This window comes from Gammaproteobacteria bacterium (assembly GCA_009838035.1).
In the GTDB taxonomy this organism is placed as follows: Bacteria; Pseudomonadota; Gammaproteobacteria; order Steroidobacterales; family Foliamicaceae; genus Foliamicus.
Window position 1 is genome coordinate 1 of the sequence record VXSK01000005.1, and the last position, 19,098, is coordinate 19,098.

General features: G+C 64.2%; 15 protein-coding genes. 6 read left to right on the plus strand and 9 right to left on the minus strand.

What is annotated here, in order from left to right; translation table 11 throughout:
• Positions 1 to 131 precede the first annotated feature (131 nt).
• From F4Y72_05615 to F4Y72_05625, 3 genes are read left to right on the plus strand one after another with little or no spacing between them, the layout of a single operon-like run.
• Entirely contained in the window at positions 132 to 1,154 is a 1,023-nt protein-coding gene (locus tag F4Y72_05615; GenBank protein ID MXZ27765.1) for an amino acid ABC transporter substrate-binding protein, read from the plus strand.
• Positions 1,147 to 2,148, plus strand: a complete 1,002-nt coding sequence (locus tag F4Y72_05620; GenBank protein ID MXZ27766.1) for an ABC transporter permease subunit — start codon at positions 1,147 to 1,149, stop codon at positions 2,146 to 2,148. The genes F4Y72_05615 and F4Y72_05620 overlap by 8 nt, the downstream gene beginning before the upstream one ends.
• Complete coding sequence (locus tag F4Y72_05625; GenBank protein MXZ27767.1) at positions 2,138 to 3,235, plus strand: amino acid ABC transporter permease; 1,098 nt, start codon at positions 2,138 to 2,140, stop codon at positions 3,233 to 3,235. The genes F4Y72_05620 and F4Y72_05625 overlap by 11 nt, the downstream gene beginning before the upstream one ends.
• Positions 3,236 to 3,367: 132 nt before the next feature.
• On the opposite strand, the gene F4Y72_05630 is transcribed toward F4Y72_05625, so the two are convergent.
• From F4Y72_05630 to F4Y72_05650, 5 genes are all read right to left on the minus strand, one after another.
• Positions 3,368 to 3,697 (minus strand): hypothetical protein, encoded by a 330-nt coding sequence (locus F4Y72_05630; GenBank protein MXZ27768.1) that lies wholly within the window; start codon positions 3,695 to 3,697, stop codon positions 3,368 to 3,370.
• Positions 3,698 to 3,869: 172 nt separating this feature from the next.
• Positions 3,870 to 4,619, minus strand: a complete 750-nt coding sequence (locus tag F4Y72_05635; GenBank protein ID MXZ27769.1) for an amino acid ABC transporter ATP-binding protein — start codon at positions 4,617 to 4,619, stop codon at positions 3,870 to 3,872.
• Positions 4,616 to 5,452, minus strand: coding sequence for an SDR family oxidoreductase (locus F4Y72_05640; protein ID MXZ27770.1), 837 nt, complete (start codon positions 5,450 to 5,452; stop codon positions 4,616 to 4,618). Before F4Y72_05640 ends, F4Y72_05635 begins: the two co-directional genes overlap by 4 nt.
• Before the next feature lie 9 nt (positions 5,453 to 5,461).
• The gene (locus F4Y72_05645) at positions 5,462 to 6,358 is read right to left on the minus strand and encodes a protoheme IX farnesyltransferase (GenBank protein MXZ27771.1); all 897 of its coding nucleotides are present in this window, start codon (positions 6,356 to 6,358) and stop codon (positions 5,462 to 5,464) included.
• Complete coding sequence (locus tag F4Y72_05650) at positions 6,355 to 7,356, minus strand: heme A synthase (protein ID MXZ27772.1); 1,002 nt, start codon at positions 7,354 to 7,356, stop codon at positions 6,355 to 6,357. Before F4Y72_05650 ends, F4Y72_05645 begins: the two co-directional genes overlap by 4 nt.
• A 128-nt stretch (positions 7,357 to 7,484) precedes the next feature.
• Between F4Y72_05650 and F4Y72_05655 the strand changes: the two genes are divergently transcribed.
• Positions 7,485 to 9,869 carry a hypothetical protein gene (locus F4Y72_05655; GenBank protein ID MXZ27773.1) on the plus strand — a complete coding sequence of 795 codons (2,385 nt, stop codon included), beginning with the start codon at positions 7,485 to 7,487 and terminating at the stop codon, positions 9,867 to 9,869.
• A 27-nt stretch (positions 9,870 to 9,896) separates the two neighbouring features.
• On the opposite strand, the gene F4Y72_05660 is transcribed toward F4Y72_05655, so the two are convergent.
• The 3 genes from F4Y72_05660 to F4Y72_05670 all read right to left on the minus strand — a co-directional run bounded on the left by F4Y72_05660 (position 9,897) and on the right by F4Y72_05670 (position 15,815).
• Positions 9,897 to 12,128 (minus strand): TonB-dependent receptor, encoded by a 2,232-nt coding sequence (locus tag F4Y72_05660; GenBank protein ID MXZ27774.1) that lies wholly within the window; start codon positions 12,126 to 12,128, stop codon positions 9,897 to 9,899.
• Positions 12,129 to 12,198: 70 nt separating this feature from the next.
• Entirely contained in the window at positions 12,199 to 13,344 is a 1,146-nt protein-coding gene (locus F4Y72_05665) for a carboxylate-amine ligase (protein ID MXZ27775.1), read from the minus strand.
• Positions 13,341 to 15,815: a heavy metal translocating P-type ATPase gene (locus F4Y72_05670; GenBank protein MXZ27776.1), complete on the minus strand. Its 2,475-nt coding sequence runs from the start codon at positions 15,813 to 15,815 to the stop codon at positions 13,341 to 13,343. The genes F4Y72_05665 and F4Y72_05670 overlap by 4 nt, the downstream gene beginning before the upstream one ends.
• Before the next feature lie 144 nt (positions 15,816 to 15,959).
• On the opposite strand from F4Y72_05670, the gene F4Y72_05675 reads away from it, so the two are divergent.
• Positions 15,960 to 17,570, plus strand: a complete 1,611-nt coding sequence (locus F4Y72_05675) for a methylcrotonoyl-CoA carboxylase (protein ID MXZ27777.1) — start codon at positions 15,960 to 15,962, stop codon at positions 17,568 to 17,570.
• A gap of 15 nt (positions 17,571 to 17,585) precedes the next feature.
• Complete coding sequence (locus tag F4Y72_05680; GenBank protein MXZ27778.1) at positions 17,586 to 18,050, plus strand: MaoC family dehydratase; 465 nt, start codon at positions 17,586 to 17,588, stop codon at positions 18,048 to 18,050.
• A gap of 51 nt (positions 18,051 to 18,101) precedes the next feature.
• Here the strand turns inward: F4Y72_05680 and htpX are convergent, their stop codons facing one another.
• Positions 18,102 to 19,007, minus strand: a complete 906-nt coding sequence (gene htpX / locus F4Y72_05685; GenBank protein ID MXZ27779.1) for a protease HtpX — start codon at positions 19,005 to 19,007, stop codon at positions 18,102 to 18,104.
• Positions 19,008 to 19,098 lie beyond the last annotated feature (91 nt).

Below are 19,098 nucleotides of genomic sequence, written 5' to 3' on the forward strand. Positions count from 1 at the left end.
GCCCCCCTGAATACCCATGCTTGACAACATGGATACTCCAACGCTCCCACGAGGACGGGGGCGAAGAAAGGGCTTTAGCCGGCGCTGCCAGTGGAACCGGGAGGGTTGCGGGGGGTTAAACTCGCTCGGCTATGGTGGAGGCTGTATTGCGATTGGGACGGGGAATGGCGCTGTGCGCGTTGGCGGTTTTGCCTGCGGGCATAGCCGCCGCGGACACGCTTTCCGACGTGCTGGAGCGCGGCAAGCTGCGTTGCGCCGTCATCGAAGCCAGTCCCGGCTTCAGCTCCATCGACGCCAACGGACGAAGGTACGGATTCGACATCGACAACTGCAGAACGGTGGCGGCCGCGGTACTGGGCGACGCGGATGCGATCGAGTATGTGCCAATCAACCCCAATACCGCGTTCACCACATTGCAATCCGGGGGCGTGGACGTTTTCCCCGGGGGCGCCACGTGGACGTTCCTGCGTGACACTTCACTGGGGCTGGATTACACCGGCACCTACCTGTACGCGGGTCAGGGTTTCGTGGTGCGCCACGCCTCCGGCGTATCGCGCATCCCGGACCTCGAAGGCGCCACAATCTGCGTGGCCCAGGGCACGACCAACGAGCAGAACCTGGCGGACTATTTCCGCGCCCGCCGCATGAAGTACTCGATCGTCACGTTCGCCGACGTGGAGCGCGGCCTCAACGCCTATCTGGCGGACCGTTGCGATGCCTTTACGACCGAGGTGTTCTCGCTGGCCGGGCGGATCGTCGCGCTGAGGAATCCCGAAGAGCACCGGATTCTGGGCGACGTGATCTCCAAGGAGCCGTTCTCCGGCCTGGTGCGGCAGGGCGATCCGCGCTGGCGCGACATCGTGTTCTGGGCTTTCAACTCGCGCGTGGCGGCCGAAGAATTCGGGCTGACCATGGGCAACGTCGAGGAGATGCGGGCCACCACCGAGGATGCCGAGATACGCCGGTTTCTCGGGGTGGAGGGCGGCTTCGGCCGCCAGCTCGGCTTGCGCAACGACTGGGCCTACCAGATAGTCGCCCAGGTCGGCAATTACGGCGAAGTCTTCGGCCGGCATTTCGAGCCCCTGGGGCTTGAGCGGGGGCTCAACGCGCTGTGGCGCGACGGCGGCCTCATGATCGCCATGCCGTATCGGTAGGCGCCGGTCCGGCGGTCCGGGCGAACTCGTGCGCAAGAACTCCGCCTTCTGGCTGCAATGCCTGCTGGGTCTGGTGCTCGTGGCGCTGGTTTTCCTTGTGTTCCGCACCACCCAGTCCAACCTGGAACTGCTGGGAGTGCAGTCCGGCTTCGATTTCCTCTGGAAGAAAGCCGGGTTCTCGATCTCGCAGCACCTGATTCCGTACACGGAAGACTCGCCGATCTGGGTCGCGCTGGCCGTGGCAATCCTCAATACCCTGTTACTCGCGGTGTTCTGCATCTTCCTTGCCAGCCTGCTGGGTCTGTTCGTGGGCATCGGCAGGCTGTCTTCGAACTGGTTGGTTTCCAGGCTGTCGCTGGCCTACCTGGAACTGTTCCGCAACATTCCGGTGCTGCTGCAGATCTTCTTCTGGTATTACGTCGCACTGCGCGCCTTGCCGTCACTGGAATCCAGCATCTTCATAACCGACTACCTGGTGCTGAACAACCGCGGCCTCTATTTCCCGTTCATCGAGTTCGCCAACGGTTTTTCCATCAGCCCCCCTGTGCCGGGGCGTTTCGCGTACGAAGGCGGTTTCTACCTGATGCCGGAGTTCCTCGCGCTCTGGATCGGCCTTTCGCTGTACAACGGTAGCTATATCTCGGAGATCGTCCGTTCGGGCTTTCAGTCCGTGGCTCGCGGTCAATGGGAAGCGGGGGCCGCGCTGGGGCTCAAGCCGGCTGCCGTCCTGCGCCGGGTGGCCTTCCCGCAGGCGTTGCGGGCCGTCCTGCCGCCGCTGACGACGGTGTACATGAACATGTTCAAGGCGACCTCGCTGGCGGCCGCGATCGCTTATCCGGAAATCGTCTCGGTGTTCGTGGGCACGGTCAACAACCTGGCCGGCCGGCCGGTCGAAGTGATGGCCGTATCGCTGGCCTTCTATGCCGGCGTCAGCTTCCTGGTGGCCTGGCTCATGGGCCGATGGAACAAGCGGGTAACGTTGCGTGGCCAGTGAACTGAGGACACCGGCAGCTCACCGGGGCCTGTCCGGCTGGCTCAGGCGCAACCTGTTCTCGTCGTGGTGGAACGCAGCGGTCAGCGTGGTCCTGCTGGGTTTGCTGGCAATGCTCGCGGTCAGGCTTTTCCAGTGGCTGATCGTCGACGCGCAATGGGCCGGGAGCAGCCCGTCCGCCTGTGCCGACACGACCAGCTTGTGCTGGCCATTCGTGCGGGCGCGTTGGCCGCAGTTTCTGTACGGCCTGTATCCGTCGGAGGAGGTGTGGAGGGTCAATCTGGGCCTGGCGGCCGGCGCGCTGCTGGGAGCAGCGCTGGCCGTTCGCCGGTTGCCTGGCCGGCGCTGGATTGCAGCGTTCCTGCTGCTTGCCTATCCGCCGTTGGCGTGGTGGCTTTTTCGCGGCGGAACGTGGGGACTGACTCCGGTCGAAACGTCTCTGTGGGGCGGTTTTTTTCTTACCCTGGTCGTGACGGGGTCGGTTTTCTGGGTCTCGCTGCTTGCCGGTGTCCTGCTGGCCCTCGGGAGACAGAGCCGTCTGGCGCTGGTACGCCAGGCCTGCACGGTGTGGATCGAGTTCTGGCGCGCGGTACCGGTGCTGGTGCTGCTGTTCGTGGTGATCATCATGCTGCCGCTGTTCCTGCCGGCGAACATCGAGATCGACCAGCTCGGCCGGGCGATGATCGCATTCGCCATCCTCATGTCCACCTACCTGGCCGAGGCCGTGCGCGGCGGCTTGCAGAGCCTGTCCGCCGGCCAGTACGAAGCGGCCCGGGCGCTGGGACTGAATTGGCGTCAGTCGCGCCTGCACGTGGTACTGCCTCAGGCCCTGGCGGTGTCCTTGCCTCAGATCACAAGCAACTTCATCGGCCTGTTCAAGGAGACCACCGTGTTGCTGGTGATCGGCCTGTTCGACCTGCTGGGAGAAGTGCAGCGTGCAGCCAGCGATCCCCAATGGCTGGGAACGGGCACGACCGCGGCCGGCTACATCTTCGTGGCCGTTTTCTTCTGGACGGCCTGCTTCTGCCTTTCGCGAGCGAGTTCGCGCCTGGAGCGCCGCATGACGCGCTACCGGGCCGCCACCACCTAGTGTCGTGTCGCGGCGCTTGCCGCGTCATGCATCAGCGAGGCCCATGGCCGCCGGGCGGTTGGCGTACGGCTGCCGGAGAAAAAAATCCCCTTGCGCACCAGGCGCAAGGGGATTCGTTGTTTGCGTGGGCGATTAGCCCTTAACGCGATTCCAGGTCCTCATGGCCAGCACCGAGGCTACGCCGGAATACAGTGCGATCGAAGCCGCGTCCACGATTCCGTCCAGAAGGCTTCCTACCGCGGGTATGTTGCCGAGTGCGTCCGAGTATCCGGCCATCCCGACGCCGATTGCAACGGCCAGATAGGCGGTCGCATCTTCCGCATCAACTCCCATGAATCCCCAGACAATGCCGAGAACCGCAAGAACCAGCGGAAGGGTGTTACCGGGAACCGTGCCTTCGGGCAGTACGCCCTCGAGTATGGCGGCAAGCGCCATCAGCCCTACGACTACTCTATTACCCATTTTGATCCTCCCAAGTTTCAGGTTGAAATTATGAGTTTTCCAGTTCCAGGAACCTTGTAACTCATCCCCATGGCGGAGAAAGATTCAACGCTCCCCTCTTTTAGCACGGATTGGCGCCGGAAGCAAACGCACGGTCCCGGTCGCGCCGGGAAGCGATGCGGGACAAAAAAGACTATTGCCGCAACTGACCCAGGAAGGTCTTCAGGCGTTCGGTTTCGGGATTTTCGAAGAACTGTTCGGGGCGCGAGTCCTCGAGGATCTCCCCGCCGTCCATGAACACCACGCGGTCCGCCACCTGGCGGGCGAAGCCCATTTCATGGCTCACGCAAAGCATGGTCATGCCCTGGCGGGCGAGTTCCACCATCACTTCCAGGACTTCCTGTACCATCTCCGGATCCAGGGCCGAGGTCGGCTCGTCAAACAGCATGATCTCGGGTTGCATGCACAGCGCCCTGGCAATCGCGACGCGCTGCTGCTGGCCTCCGGAGAGCTGGGCGGGATACTTGTCTTCCTGGCCTTCCAGGCCCATGCGCCGAAGCAAGCCGGCGGCGCGTTCCTCGGCGGCCTCGCGCTTCATTTTGCGGACCTTGACCGGCGCAAGACAAAGATTGTCCATGACCGAAAGGTGAGGGAAGAGGTTGAACTGCTGAAAGACCATGCCGACTTTCAGGCGAACCCGGCTGCGCGCGGCGTCGGAGTCCAGCGCGATGCCGGCCACTTCCATCACGCCCTCCTGGTACTCCTCAAGGCCGTTCATGCACCGGATCAGCGTGGACTTGCCTGATCCCGACGGACCGCAAATCACGATTTTCTCGCCAGCCCGGACCTCGAGATCAATCCCGTTGAGAGCCCGGAATTCGCCGTACCACTTGCTGACCTCCCGGGCCCGCACGGCCGCTGCTGCTGTCGGCTGTGTGCTCATTCCGGTTCCTCTCCGCGTATCCACCAGCCTGCGCTGGCGGCTTGAAGGGCAACCCGCCTGGCCCGTTCGCCCCGGTCGATTTCCAGGCTTGCAAACACCTGTTCGGCCACCGGCCCGATCGGAATGCGCAACTGGTCGGGCGGATCATCGACAACGGAAGCAATGATCCCGGCTGCGTTTCGGGGAGGCTCACCGCTGCGCTTTTGCCCCAGCAGCGCCCGGTGCAGAGGTTCGTACGCCGCTCCGTGGCGGCCGGAGGAAAGTTGGTGCAGGGCGCTATCGTCGCGGCGGAGCATGTCGGTGTCATAAGGACCGGCGTCCAGCAGGGTAACCCGAACGCCGAACCGCTGCACCTCCAGCGCCAGCGACTCGGACATTCCTTCCAGTGCGAACTTGCTGGCCGCGTACTGGCCGTCCGCGGGCAGTCCAACCAAACCGGACAGAGAGGAGACCATCAGGACGTGGCCTGAACCGCGCGTCCGCATGCCCGGAAGGACCGCGCGCGTCAGTCTCCAGGCGCCGAGCAGATTGACCTCCAGCAACTCGCGGAAGCGCGCCTCGCCGGCGGCCTCCAGTGCGCCGAACGCATGCAGCCCGGCGTTGTTGATGAGCACGTCGATGCCGCCTGCCTCCCGCAGGACATGCTGTACCGCCTCGTCCACGGACGATTGTGAGGTCACGTCCAGCAATACTTCGCCGGCGCCGGTGTCGGCGGGCAGGGCGCCGGAAGCGCGAACACCGGCGAAGACCCTGTAGCCGCGCGCGGCGAGTTCCCGGGCGGTCGCGAGGCCCAGTCCGCGCGAGGCCCCGCTGATCAGTACGCTGCGAGACACTTCACCAGCCTATTGCATGATCAGCAACAGGTAGTGGTCGGCAAGAAGCACCGCAAACAGAGCGCACAGGTAAACCATGGAATACCCGAAGGTGGGCATGGCCAGGGAATCGTCGCCGCGGCGGTACATCCGGAATGCGTACCAAAGGAACCGGCCTCCCAGTATCACGGCCCCGAGAAGGTAGAGCGGGCCGCTCATGCCCACCAGATACGGCAGCAGCCCGAACACGAACAGCAACACCGTGTACAGAAGGATATGCAGGCGGGTCAGTTCGACTCCGTGGGTGACGGGCAGCATGGGCATATCGACCCTGGCGTAATCCTCGCGGCGATGGATGGCCAGCGCCCAGAAATGCGGAGGCGTCCATACGAAAACGATGGCGAACAGCACAGCCGCCCCGGGATCGAACTGCCCGGTCACGGCGATCCAGCCGAGCAACGGCGGGGCCGCGCCGGCGGCGCCCCCGATCACGATGTTCTGGGGCGTGGCCCGTTTCAGGAACATCGTGTAGATCACGGCGTAGCCCAGCAGCGAGGCAAATGTGAGGATTGCGCACAGTACGTTGGTGAAGGTCAGCAACAGCCACATTCCGGCCACGGCCAGCAGCGCGGCGAATGAGAGCACATGACGCGTTTCCAGAACGCCGCGCGGCAGAGGGCGGTTGCGGGTCCTGGCCATGACCGCGTCGATATGTTGATCGACCACCTGGTTGATCGCGGCCGCGGCGCCCGATACCAGCGCAATTCCGGCCGAACCGAAAACCAGAACGGTCCAGGGCGGAAACCGCTCCGCGGCCAGCAGCATGCCCACGGTTGCCGTGAAGGTGAGCAGCGCCACGACCTTGGGCTTGGTGATTTCCAGGTAGTCGCGCCACCTTTCGGGCGCCTGCAATATTTCTGTATTCATGCTCCAGTTCCTGGGGACCGCAGTCCGTGGGCCATCGTCACCAGCGCCAGGACCAGTAGGGCCGCGCACGCATTGTGCGCCAATGCGCTGGACATGGGTAGGTAGAACCACACATTGGCGATGCCGAGGCCGATCTGAACAAGCGTCAGCGCGCCCACTGCCGCACCGGCGATGCGCACCTTCCGAGCGGATGCGAAGCACGCGCTGCGCACCGTAAGCCAGCCGACATACAGCGCGACCACCAGCGCTCCAATCCGGTGCGTCATGTGAATGGCCGTGCGCGCGGCATAGTCCAGCACGCCATATTCGTAGTTCGCGCCCAGGCCCCGCCACATCACGAAGGCTTCGGCAAAGTCCATTTCCGGCCACCACTGCCGCTGGCAGGCCGGGAAATCGGGACAGGCCAATGCCGCGTAATTGGCGCTGGTCCAGCCACCCAGCGCTATCTGTACGACGACGACCGCAAGACCGACCAGGGTCCAGCGGTACAGGCGGCCGTCCTCGCCCTGCGCCCAGACAGCCGCAGACGGGCTTTGCCGCAGGATCAGCCACCATAACAATGCGAGCGTGCCGAATCCGCCCAGCAGATGCGCCATCACGACCACCGGCTTGAGCTGCCAGGTAACCGTCCACATGCCCAGCAGGCCCTGAAACAGAACAAGGGCCACCAGCGCAAGGGAGGGAGCAAGCAAGCCGTCGGGCTCGCGACGCTGCCGCCAGGCCAACGCACCGATAGCCAGGATCAGGAGTCCCAGCGTTGCCGCGGCGTAGCGATGGATCATCTCTATCCAGGCCTTCGCCACGTCCACCGGACGGTCGGGGAAAGCGGCGTTCGCCCGGGCTATCTCCCCGGCATCCCGCGGTACGTCGAGCTGACCGTAACAACCCGGCCAGTCCGGACAACCGAGACCCGCGTCGGAGAGGCGTACGAACGCGCCCAGTACGATTACCAGTAGGGCGAAAGGCGTGGCGACAAGCGCCAGTCTCCGAATGCTCATGCTGCTGGATGGGGAACCGAACCCGGTCGGGCGGCGGGATTATACAAACGGGAGTTCGGGATTGTTGCGGGCGGCGATGAAATGCAGGAACGCCAACAATTGCTTCTTCAATAGAATGGTGTCTCCATGTGATGAACGAGCCGAAAACACCTCGAACATGCCGGCCTCCGGCTATTGGGCCAAACCTTGTAGACGGTTGCACTACGGCGGGCCTGGCATTGGCGGCAATACTGGCGGCAGCCGTCGGACCCGCAGCGCTCGCGAACGAGGAGGCGCAGCGCGAGGCCATGGCGAGAGTCCTGGAATACGCTGAGGAATCTCACTATTCAAGCATCCGGGTCGATGACCGCATTTCGCGGTCCACACTTGAAAACTACCTGGCGGCGCTGGACGAACTGCGACTCCTGTTCACGCAAGAGGACGAGGCTCTCTTGGGGGAGCGATACGGCGATCGGCTCGATGACGCCATGCGGCAGGGGCAGGTCGAACCCGTGTTTGAAATCCATCGCCTTTATCTTGAGCGTCAGGCTCAATATCGTGACTTCGCGAAGAACTATCTGGCCACACGGCCGAGCCTGAACACTTCGCGCGAATGGCTGCGGAATCGCTGGGCAGCGCCGCGGCCACGGAACCGGGCCGAGCAGGAGCAGGTCTGGCAAGACTGGGTGCGCCATGAGTGGATCAACCTGGTTCTGGAAGGGTGGACCTACGAGTCGGCGCGCGCCCGGCTGCGTCATCGCTATCTTTTTGGGGATCCATTGGGCGTCGACAGTGAAGGGTTTTCCTTTTCCATAGGCGAGTTGCCGGGTGGGAGGCAACCAGGCACCGATCCTTATGATGCGAGGTCCGCCTACGCGATGTTTCTCAATGCGTTCGCGCGTGCTCTGGATTCGAATTCGAATTTCCAATCACCAGAATCCGTCTGGGAACTTGCGGAACGAATGGAAGATCTGGGGCGTGTCAGCTTGTCCCTGGACACTGAAGGTGAATACGTCGCCGTTCGCGAAGTTCGGGAGGAAGTTGCCTCGGCCGCGACAGGGGACGTTCAGGTTGGCGACCGGATTGTCGAATTGGATCCCTTCGGTGATGGCGACTTTATCGATGTGGCCGGCTGGCAATCCTTCCATATCCACAATCTTCTCCTGGGGCCTGCCGGAACATCGGTTGCACTACGCGTTCTGCCGGCGGGCGTGCAGACCGACGTCGTTGAGCGAACGGCGACGCGCACATCCATGCTTACAAAGGAAATGAAAAGGGCGCTGCGCTGGACTCCCAAGTGGCTCATGGACAGGAGCATGAAAAAGATGCTCCAGTCGCAAATGGATGCAAGCCAGTCGGTGCTGGATGTCGACGAAGGCGGCCGAACGCTGCGCGTAGGCGTGATCCGGATACCGGCGTTCTATGAAAAGTGCACACGGGACGTCAGACGCCTGGTCCGTGAATTGGAGACCGCGGGAGTTGACGCTTTGGTGGTGGATTTGCGGGAGAATTTTTTCGGCGAAGGCAATGAGGTGATTTCCCTGACCGGGCTGTTTGTCGGCAAGGGCCCGATCTCACAGGAACGGGACCGCAAGGGAAGCGTTCAGGTGCAACGCAACAAGAGGCGGGAAGCGATCTGGGAAGGACCCCTGGCGGTTCTGGTTGACCAGCGAAGCAGTGCGGCCGCGGAAATTTTTACGGCGGCAATTCAGGACTATGGCCGAGGCGTGATTGTTGGTGAGCGCACGTTGGCAGGAGACTCTCTGCAGGTCGAATTCAAGATCAAGGCCCTGGCCCGCGAGAAGTCGGATGATCCGGTGTTGAGCATCACAAACCGGCAGTATTTTCGCGTTACGGGTGAGCGTATCGACCGAACGGGGGTGCAGCCCGACATACAGCTGACCATGGCGAACGAATACTCTGCACCGGCCCGGACAGAGACACCCGACGTTGACAAAACCGGAAACGCACAGGCTGCAAACCGACCGCCGGGTCCAAACTCAATTCCATCCACGGATTTCCGCGGGCGGAAGATAGCGCGCGAGCGGTTGGACACGTTGGCGCTACGGCATAGGCAACGCGTATCGCAAGACCTAGACTGGGGATTGATTGCCGACTATCTGGAGTTGTCCCTTGAACGAATGCAGAGTCGAACCGAGCCCATCAGCGTCGACAAGCGTCTGCAGAATCAGGCATCTCAGTGGCGGGAAGAGCTGGCGCTCGCCACGGCCTGGATTGAAGCGAAAGGCCCGGAGGCGGCCGTGACGGAACCTGCGCTGGCCGAGTATTTCCTTCAGGTGAAGCGAAGTTACGTGCCGGAGAGCGAAATGCCCAATGTGGAGAAACCGGAACTTGTGCGGGCGATCATGCTCGCGAAAGGCTTTGTTGCGGTTGCGGACGAGAGCGGGTACCGGCAATCACCTTACGACCTTCCCCTGCGGCAAGCGGCAAACATCGTGGCGGACTGGGGCCGGCTTGAGGAAGGCGCCGTAGCGACCGCGATCGCGTCGGGCGGCCGCCCGGCGCCGGACTAGTGCCCGGCCGAACGGCGATGGCGATCGTTACTGCGTATGGAACTGCAACGAAACGCCGTAGGTGCGGGGCGGGGCGTAGTGCGCCCAGCTCGCGCCGGCGAAGCTGGTGCGCTGGTCGGCGTAGAGCGTGTCGCTCAGATTCTTGCACCATGCGGTGAGGAGCCATCGTCCTCCCGCCGGGGTCCAGCGCACGGAAACGTTGGCCACGCCGTAGGCCTTCTGAAAGGATGCGTCGCGCTCGAGGCGCCCGGGTGCGTTGTCGCTGTTGTGCCAGGCATGGTGCTTCCAGCCGTAGTCGAGGTGGAAATCCAGGGCCCCGCTGCGGCCCAGGTCTAGGCCGTAGCCGGCCGCGAATGTGAAGGAGTGCCGGGGCGAATGCGGGATCCGGTTTCCGTCTCGCCGGATGTCGAACCCCTGGATCGTGCCCACGAGGAAGCTGTCGAATCGCGCGTCCAGGTAGCCGTAGGCGAGGTTCAGCAGCAGGCTGCCGGACGGCGCCCAGGTCAGATCCAGCTCCGCTCCGCTGATGCTTGCGCGAGCGGCGTTTTTTACCCGCAGACCGTCGAATGCGGCGGACACTTCGTCGAAAAGCAGCGTGATCCGCTGCAGGTCGTGGAAGTCGGTTGAAAACGCCGCCGCGTTGACCTGCAGCCTGTCGCCAAGCCAGCGGCTCTTGATCCCGAGTTCGACATTGGTTGCGGTTTCTTCGCGGATCGGCTGCCCGGCCTCGGATGCGCGGCTGACCTTGGTGTCGAAGCCCCCGGACTTGAACCCTTCCGACCAGCTCGCGTAGGCCATGAGGTCCCGCGCGGCAAAAGGCCGCCATTCCGCTACCACTCGCGGCGTGAGCGCGTCGAAGGAGGCCTCGGCCGCGACGTCGTAATTCTCGAAGATGATCTGGAAGGGGATCCCCGGTACCGCGTCATCGGTGAGCGTGCCGATGGTGCGGTTCTCCTTGTCGTCGCGCGTATATCGCAGGCCCGCGCGGACGGTCAGCACCGGGTTGAGCTCCCACGACGCGTCGGCGAAAGCCGCCCAGCCGGAAGTGCCCGAAACCCCCAGCCAGTCGCCCCGGCTGCCGTTCAACACGCCATCCTGGTTTACGACGATTTCCTCGTACTCGAGCCGGTCCACGTCCTCGCGGATGTAATACAGGCCCGCGACAGCCCGCCAGTTCGCGGCCGGATCGAAGGCGTAGCGGACCTCCAGGCTGAACTGCTCCGCATCCTCTTCCTGGCCGAACAGGTCGTCAAACCCCTGGCCTACCGCCAGGCTTCGCCCGCCGAACTGGTCCAGGGTATTGGCCGAGACGTCCCGGTAGGCGGCGATTGCGGTCAGTTCGCCGCCGCCGATCAGTTGCTTGAGCCGTGCCGAAAGGCCCCATTGGCTGGCTTCGTATCCGATCGGCAAACCATGCTCGGAAACCCGCACCCGCCCGGTCGAAGCGGAGGGAGGAAAGCGGTCCCATCGGGTTACGGTGCGCGTCTGGCTGCCGTTGTCCTCGCGGCTGTAATCGGCGCTGAAAAGGAGGTCGCGATCGTCGCCCGATATGACGCGCAGTTGCGCGCGCATGGCCAGCAGGTCTTCGTCATCGGATTCGGCTCCGCTGATCAGGTCCTTTCCGTAACCGTCGCGGGTCTTCCGCACCAGCGAAATCTTCCCGCCGACGTTGGGGCCCAGTGGGCCGGAAAGCACCCCCTTGAGATCGACGGCGTTGAAAGAGCCATAGCCCGCCAGAAACCTGGACTCCGCGCCTTCGACGCTCGGGGCGCGGGTGGTGAGGCTGATGGCGCCTCCCACGACGTTCTTGCCGAACAGCACGCCCTGCGGGCCGCGCAGAACGGACGCCTGTTCGAGGTCGAAGAGTTCAAAGAAATAGGACGTGGAGCGGGCGATGTACACCTCGTCCACGAACAGGATGACCGAGTTTTCCAGCCCGCTGCGGGTGGCGCCGCTGTTGCCTATCCCGCGCACGGTCAGTTCCGACCGGCCGCTGCTGAAGGTGGAGTAGGACAGGTTGGGGATTCGCAATGCCAGCTCGCCGATCTTCTCGACCCGCCCGGCCTCCAGCGCCTCGGAGTCGAGCGCGCTGATCGACATGGGCACGTCCTGGAGGTTTTCGCTCCGCTTCTGGGCCGTCACCACGACTTCCTCCAGAACGCCGTCGGCGCGCGCGGAAAGCATGGCTGCGGAACAAGCGAAGAGAAGCGCGATTCCGGCAGGCAGCCCGGAATGAACCCTGATGATGTCGTTAGTCACGGCTCAAGTCCCGAAAAGCGTATTCTGATTCCCGTACTTTAGCGCGCGGCGCCGCTTCCGGGAACCGGCACTAAATCCCGGCGCGGGTGTCCTCGAGAATGAGATCGACGACCGATTTGAGCGCCTGCGCGTCGCTGTCGCCTTCCAGAAGGCGCAGGCGGTAGTGATCCGTCTGCCGGTCGGCGCCGCTGCCGTAGTTGACGATTTCCAGCGCGTGGCGCAGCTCCGCCTCGCAGCCCAGCGCTTCGGCATCCTCGCTCAGCGTGTCGATCAGCTGCTTCACCAGATCGGCGATGTCCGTGCGACCGCTGCCGGCCATTCCGCCAAGAAAAGCGAGTACCCCATAGCGCTGCGCCACCCAGCGGTTTTCGGCGATTATTTCCGTCAGCGGTTCTTCGGGCAGTTTGTTCGCGTAATGCTGGCGAAGCAGCCGGCGCACGAGGCAGGCGAACCAGGCGACCAGGCACATCGCGTCTTCGAGTCGCGTGCACAAGTCGCAGATGCGCAGCTCAATGGTCGGGTAGCGTTGCGAGGGACGGATGTCCCACCAGATTTCACTGCCGTCGCTGATGAAATTCATGCGCTGGTAGGTGGCCAGGAGCTTTTCGTAGTCGGCTGCGGAATACAGCGCGTTGGGCAAGCTGGTGCGGGGCAGCGCGCCCACGACGCAAAGCCGGTACGACTTGTAGCCAGTATTGCGGCCCTGGGCAAAGGGCGACGAAGCGGACAGCGCCAGCAGCACCGGTAAATAACGGCGCAGGGCGGTCATCACTCCGATACGCGCGTCTTTGTCGCCGAAGCCCGCATGAACGTGCATGCCGCTCACCATGAAGTTGCGCACCGCCTGCTGATAGGTCATCTCGAAATCCAGGTAGCGCTGGCGGGGCGTCGTGAGCTGGTCGGTCCACTTCGCGAAGGGGTGGGTTGAAGCGCCCAGGATCGTCGCCCCGAATCGCTCCGCCGCCTCGATTACGAGGCCGCGCGTCTCGCGCAGGGATGAACGCACCCCGGAAACGGACCGGCATACGCGGGTATTGGTTTCGATCTGCGAACGCAGAAACTCGGGCACCACCTTGTGCGGACCGACGCGCGTCTGGCAGTGTTCGAAAATTTGGGGGTCGGGGTCGGCGAGCATGTCGCGCGTGTCCGGATCGACGAGAAAGAACTCCTCCTCGACACCCAGCGTGATCGAAAGGTCAGCTATCCCGGTGTTCACAGTCCGACCTTCCTCAACCTCAGCGCGTTGCTGATGACCGAAACCGACGACAGGCTCATGGCGGCGGCGGCAATCATGGGCGACAGCAGAACGCCCAGAATCGGATACAGCACGCCGGCCGCGACGGGCACGCCAGCCGAATTGTAGATGAACGCAAAGAACAGGTTCTGCCTGATATTGCGCATCGTCGCATGCGCCAGCCGGCGGGCCCGGACGATCCCGTTCAGGTCGCCCTTGACCAGCGTGAAGCCCGCACTCTCGATGGCCACGTCGGCCCCCGTGCCCATCGCGACCCCCACGTCCGCCTGGGCCAGTGCGGGCGCGTCGTTCACGCCGTCGCCCGCCATCGCGACCCTGGCGCCGGATTCCTGCAGCTCTCTAATGATGCGGGCCTTGTCCTCCGGGAGCACGTCGGCGCGAATCTCATCGATCCCGAGCCTGGAAGCCACGGCCTTCGCGGTGCGTTCGTTGTCGCCCGTGACCATGACGATGCGTAATCCTTCGGCATGCAGCGCCTCCAACGCTTGGGGGGTGGTGTCCTTGACCGGGTCGACGACGCTCACAAGTCCGGCCAGGCGGCCCTCGATCACGACGAACATGACCGTCTCGCCCTGGTCGCGGCGCCGGTTCGCCACTTCGCTTGCCTTGCCGCCGTCGAGCCCGAGGTCGGCAAGCAGCCTTGCGTTGCCCAGCGCAACCGCCTTGCCCTCGACCTGCCCCTTGACGCCTTTCCCGGTGACGGACTCGAATCCTTCCGCTTTGGGAAGGGCGACGCCACGGTCCTCGGCTCCCGCAACGATCGCCTCGGCCAGCGGGTGCTCGCTGCCGCGTTCGAGCGACGCCGCGAGCCGCAGCAACTCCGCCTCGTCCATCCCGGGCTCCGCGACCACGGCCTCCAGCTTCGGCTTGCCCACGGTCAGCGTGCCGGTCTTGTCGACGATCAGCGTGCCGACCCCGGCGAACCTTTCGAGCGCTTCGGCGTTCCTGATCAGCACGCCGGCCTGCGCCCCCCGGCCGGTCGCGGTCATGATGGACATGGGCGTGGCAAGGCCAAGCGCGCAGGGACAGGCGATGATCAGGACCGAGACCGCCGCCACCAGGGCATAGGCCATGGCGGGCGCCGGGCCCAGGTTCGACCAGGCGACAAACGCAGCGATCGCGACCCCGACGACGGCGGGCACGAAGTATCCGGCCACCACGTCGGCCAGTTTCTGGATCGGCGCGCGGCTGCGCTGCGCTTCTGCGACCATCTCGACGATTTGCGACAGCATGGTGTCGGCGCCCACTCGTCTTGCCTCGATGACGAGCGTGCCGCTGCCGTTGATTGTCGCTCCGGTTACCGCATCTCCAGCCGTCTTTTCGACCGGGACCGGCTCCCCGGTGAGCATGGACTCGTCAATCGACGAATGACCCTCGGCCACCGCCCCGTCCACCGGCACCTTGTCTCCCGGGCGTATCCGCAGGCGATCGCCGACCTGAACGTCTTCGAGCGGGATTTCCTCTTCGCGGCCATCCGGGCGGATGATCCGCGCCGTCTTCGGCGCCAGGTCCAGAAGCGCCCGGATCGCGTCGCCCGTCCGCTCCCGGGCGCGCAGTTCCAGTACCTGGCCCAGCAACACGAGGACCACGATGACGGCCGCAGCCTCGTAATAGACCCCGACATGGCCTCCGGCGTCGCGGAATCCGGCCGGAAAGATCCCCGGCGCGATCGTCGCGACCACACTGAACGCATAGGCCGCGCCCACGCCCATGGCGATCAGCGTGAACATGTTCAGGCTGCGGTTGATGACGGACTTCACCCCGCGCACGAAGAACGGCCAGCCCGACCAGAGGACGACCGGCGTCGCCAGGACGAGTTCGGCCCATCCGGCGAACGTCGCGCCGATCCACCCGCGCAGCGGCAGGCCGATCATCGGACCCATCGCGAGCGCCAGGACCGGTACCGTCAGCGCGGCCCCGATCCAGAAGCGGCGCGTGAAATCCACGAGTTCGGGATTGGGGCCCTGGTCTCCGGCCGGTACGCCCATCGGCTCCAGCGCCATGCCGCAACTCGGGCAGTCGGAGGGCTCCTCCCGCACGATCTCGGGGCACATGGGACAGGTGTAGAGCGTGCCCTCGGGCACCGGTTCGGGCTCGGGCAGATCTTGCACATAAGCGGCAGGGTTCTCCTCGAATTTTTCCTGGCAACGCGCCGAATAGAAGTAGAAGCGCTGGCCGGCGTGTTTGGCGACATGCCGGGCGCTCGCGCGCGCCACGGTATTGCCGGAGACTGGGCACGTCGCCTCTATGTAGTCTTCCGGCGCGGCCGCGAACTTGTCGCGGCAACCCGGGTTGCAGAATCGATAGACGTGGCCGTCGTGCTCGAAACTCGGCTTGTCCGCGTTCGGATCGACGGTCATGGCGCAGATCGGATCCCTCACGACAGCCGCCTGCGGGCGTTCGTGCTCATGCCGATGCGCGTGAGTAGTCATGGGTTAATTCCCTTTCGTCAACGTGGACTCGTCGATTCTCACCGGTTTTCTCTTCCCTGTATCCTGCCGGGACCGACCTGACGCCGCGTACATCATAATACCGGGGCCAGGAAGATTTCGTAGCTCGCGTGGAGCACCTCGCCGATGCCGGTATTCGAGACCAAGACAGATCCCACGTCCGGGGAGTTTGCGGCCAACGCGACGGTGAACCGGGAGTACGCGGCCCGGCTGAAGGAACTCAAGGCCGGCATTGCCCGGGGCGGCTCCGAATCCTCGCGCGCAAAGCACCTGGGCCGCGGCAAGATGCTGGTCCGCGACCGCGTGGACATGCTGATCGATGCCGGCGCTCCGTTCCTCGAAATCGGCCAACTCGCCGCCCACGAAGTCTACGATCATCCGGTGCCCGCGGCGGGTCTGGTCTGCGGCATCGGGCGGATTCACGGAACGGAATGCATGGTTGTCGCCAACGACGCCACGGTCAAGGGCGGCGCCTACTATCCGCTCACGGTCAAGAAGCACCTGCGCGCCCAGGAGATCGCGCTCGAAAATCACCTTCCCTGCATATATCTCGCCGACTCGGGCGGCGCCTATCTGCCCATGCAGGATGAAGTCTTCCCCGACCGGGAACATTTCGGGCGCATCTTCTACAACCAGGCGAGGCTGTCGGCGCGCAACATTCCGCAGGTGGCGGTGGTCATGGGGTCGTGTACGGCTGGCGGCGCCTACGTTCCGGCGATGAGCGACGAGACCGTCATCGTCAAGGACCAGGGAACCATATTCCTCGGCGGCCCGCCGCTGGTGAAGGCGGCGACCGGCGAGGAGGTGGACAGCGAAACGCTGGGCGGCGGAGACCTGCACACCCGGGTATCCGGCGTCGCCGACTACCTGGCGGAAAATGATGGCCACGCGCTGAGCCTCGCGCGGGGCATCGTTCGTCACCTGAACCGGGACGGCGGGGCGCGGGTGGAACCGTCGGCAGCGAAGGATCCCCTATATCCGGCGGAAGAGATTTACGGAATCGTCCCTCGCGGCCTTCGCTATATCTACAACGTGCGCGAGGTCATTGCGCGCATCGTGGACGCTTCCGAGTTCGAGGAGTTCAAGCCCCGCTACGGGACGACGCTGGTTTGCGCGTTTGCCAGGCTGGGCGGCTACCCGGTCGGCATTCTCGCCAACAACGGAATCCTGTTCTCCGAGTCGGCGCTCAAAGGCGCCCATTTCATCCAGCTTTGCAATCGGCGTGGAATTCCGCTGCTGTTTCTGCAGAACATCGCGGGATTCATGGTGGGCAAGGACTTCGAGCGCCGCGGCATCGCCAAGGACGGAGCCAAGCTGATCACCGCGGTGGCCTGCGCCCGCGTCCCCAAGCTCACGGTCATCATCGGCGGCTCGTTCGGCGCCGGGAATTACGGAATGTCCGGGCGCGCGTACGGGCCGCGGATGCTGTGGATGTGGCCGAACGCGCGAATCTCTGTGATGGGCGCGGAACAGGCGGCCATGGTCCTGAGCCAGGTGCGCAGCGCCGGCAAGCGCGCCGGCAACGGGGACGAACCGGCGGAAGACGACGAGGCTTTTCAGCAGAAGATCCGGGCGCGCTACGAGCGCCAGGGTCATCCCTATTACGCGAGCGCAAGGCTCTGGGACGACGGCGTGATCGATCCCGTCGACACGCGCGAGGTGCTGACTCTCAGCCTGTCGGCCGTGATGAATGCGCCGTTACCGCAGGAGAGCCCCTATGGCGTATTTCGCATGTAAGCAGGGCAAAACCTGATGCCGGGCCTTTACTACGAGGACTGCGAGGTCGGCGCCGTGATCAGGCACGCGTTGCGCCGCACGGTTACCGAAGCCGACAACCTACTTTTTTCGACGCTGACGCACAATGTTTCGCCCCTGCATCTCGACGAGGAGTACATGCGCACGACCGAGTTCGGCCAACGCATCGTGAACAGCTGCTTTACGCTGAGCCTGATGACCGGCGTGTCCGTGGGCGATACCACCGCGGGGACGGCCATCGCCAACCTGGGGTGGGAAGACGCGCGTTTTCCCAGGCCCGTTTTTCACGGCGACACCCTGCGGATCGAGACCGAAATCCTGGACAGGCGCGAGAGCAAATCGCGCCCGGACGCTGGCGTGGTGACCTTCGTCCATCGCGCCTACAACCAGAACGACGAACTGGTGGCGCACTGCCGGCGCGTCGCGCTGATGAAGAAGCGCCCCTCCGCCGGTCAGGCCTAGTTCAGGATTCCCGGGAGAGGGGCATTGGCTCCTCGCCGCCCCGCCCTCACTTCAAGATATGCTCGTCAGCGACCTCAGTGCCTGTATGCGCGCGTCCAGCGGAGGGTGAGAGGAAAACATGCGCCGGATGCCGGAACGCGCCGAGGCCGAAATGCCGAAGGCCGCCATCGACTCGGGCATGGACTGGCCACGGCCATAGTTGCGCTTCAACGATTCCAGCGCGTTGATCATCGAGCTCCTGCCGGCCAGGCGGGCCCCGGCCGCATCGGCGCGAAACTCCCGTCGGCGCGAGTACCACATCACGATAGCGCTGGCCAGGATGCCGAACACGATCTGGGCCGCGATCGTGACGACGAAATAGCCGATGCCCAGGCCACGCTCGTTGCGCAGGACGACGCGGTCGACGATGAAGCCCACGACCCGCGAGAAGAACAGGACAAACGTGTTCAGGACGCCCTGCAGCAAGGTCAGCGTCACCATGTCGCCGTTGGCCACATGGCCGATCTCGTGACCCAGCACGGCGCGAACCTCTTCGCGGCGCATATGGCGCAGCAGCCCTTCGCTCACGGCCACCAGCGACTTGTTCCGCCGGGCGCCGGTGGCGAAGGCGTTGGGCTCCGGCGCCGGGAAGATCCCCACTTCGGGCGTGTCGATTCCGGCGCTTCTGGCCAGCTGCCGGGTGGTGTCCAGCAGCCAGACCTCGGTCGGGTTGGAAGGAGCGTCAATGATCTGCGTGCGGGTTGCCCGCTTGGCCATCCACTTCGACAGGAACAGCGATACGAACGCGCCCCCGAAACCGAAAATCGCGCAGAAAATGAACAGGCCGGTGTAGTTCAGCGCGTACTCGCCGGCCGCGTCCATGACCATGCGGTCGACTCCCAGAAGGTTCAGGACCAGAGCGGCAACCGCAAGGACTGCGATGTTGGTCAGGATGAACAGCGCGATGCGAGTGAACATGGGGGACTGCTCCGGTGCGTCGAAAGCGTGTAACTAGTATATGGGGACGAAGGCCGCGGTTTTGCAAGGCGAGGCAACGCTTGCGGCGCTT